This is a genomic window from Spiroplasma endosymbiont of Lariophagus distinguendus (assembly GCF_023846195.1).
Lineage (GTDB): Bacteria > Bacillota_I > Bacilli_A > Mycoplasmatales > VBWQ01 > Spiroplasma_E.
This window is the reverse complement of sequence record NZ_JALMUW010000112.1, coordinates 1-1,575: the sequence shown is the minus strand read 5'-3', so window position 1 is coordinate 1,575 and position 1,575 is coordinate 1. Positions and strand designations below refer to the sequence as shown.

General features: G+C 21.5%; 2 protein-coding genes. Both read right to left on the bottom strand.

Annotation, left to right across the window (positions count from 1 at the left end; translation table 4 throughout):
- The coding region (locus M0D11_RS05885; protein ID WP_252320971.1) for a phage portal protein at nucleotides 1-954 on the bottom strand (954 nt) is incomplete at its 3' end.
- A gap of 1 nt (nucleotide 955) precedes the next feature.
- The coding region (locus tag M0D11_RS05880) for a hypothetical protein (RefSeq protein ID WP_252320969.1) at nucleotides 956-1,575 on the bottom strand (620 nt) is incomplete at its 5' end.

The window sequence follows — 1,575 nt, the reverse complement described above, 5'->3', positions numbered from 1 at the left end:
ATTCATTAATGTTTTAGTTTTATTTTCATAATTAATACCATTAAATTCATCATAATCATAACCAGCACCATTAAATATTTGTTTTGCTGTACCATTATAATCAAGTCAATATTCACCAAATTTTGGATTACCTTGTACAATATCAACTCCACCATTACCACCTTTTACATAATTTGCAGTAGTAATATTTAAAAATGCATCTTTAATAATTGATTGAAAATCATCACTTAAATTTAAAGCTTTAAATTTTTCATTATCAATAATTCCATAAAATCGAGTTAAATTTAATATTCTTTCTTTTCTTTTTTGTTTAATAATATGTTGTAAATCTCATATTAAATTTCATACTGGTGCACAATCTGGATATGCATTCATTTGTGTACTATTACCATAAAAATGAATTTGTGGTAAATTTGTAATTTCAACAATTGGTAAATAACCAAATGGATTTTTTAATTCATATTGTTGTTTTAATTGACTTTCTGGTTTAATTTTTGATTTTGTACTACCTAATAAAATTTCTCTATTACCATTAAATATTTCAACTTTTACTTTTGAATTTTCTATTGTTACTCATGTTAAACTACCATTATCACTTTGTTCATTCATAAAAAATAATTCTGCTGATTGTTCTTGTTCATTAAATTTAGCAACACGTGACATAAAACTTGGACTTGGTAAAGTTAAACTTAATTCACCATTTTTAGTTAACATTCATATTAAAAAACATTTACCTAATAATGAATTTTGAATACCAAATTGATATAATTTTTCATTTCATTTATCTTTATCTTTTAATTTATTTAAAAAATTTAATAATTCTTTATTTTCACTTTTAAATAATAAACCTTTACCTAATCATAACATTGTACTTTTATTTGCAATAATTCTAGGTATATCTAATTCTCAAGTATCTTCATGTATACTAAAATATTCTGTTGGACTATAATTCATATTATCACTCCTTATTATTAATAAAACTATATTGTTTACCAAATTCAAATTTAGTTTTATTAATTAATAATTCATTATTTATTTGTTCAATTAATCATTTCATATCATTCATTAATGCATAACAATCACTATCTCAAGTATCATCATATAAATCTAACATTTTAGGTTCATTATTTGAATTTTCTATTTTAGATTTAGATAATCATTGAATTAAACTATATTGTCTTTTAGTTTCTGGACAATTATTTCAATCATAACTTAATATATTTTTAATTAATCCAGTAGTAGTAAAATCAATTCTATCTTTTAAATACATTACTGATTTATCTACTGGTTCAAAATTTAATCAATTCATATTTCTTTTATTTTTTTCTACATTTAAAACATCAATAAATGCTTGACCACCATTACCATAATCAACATAACAAGTAAAACCTTTAAACATAGCAAAATATTTTTGTGCTTCAATTAAATAATAATCAATAATACTATTTGCTAATTCATAAGTATTTTTAAAATACATTGCTGGTTGACCATTAATATTAGCATTACTATGATAAAATTCACTTACTTTATGTGCTCTTCTTCCATTATGATTTTCACCAATAAATCATAATGAAG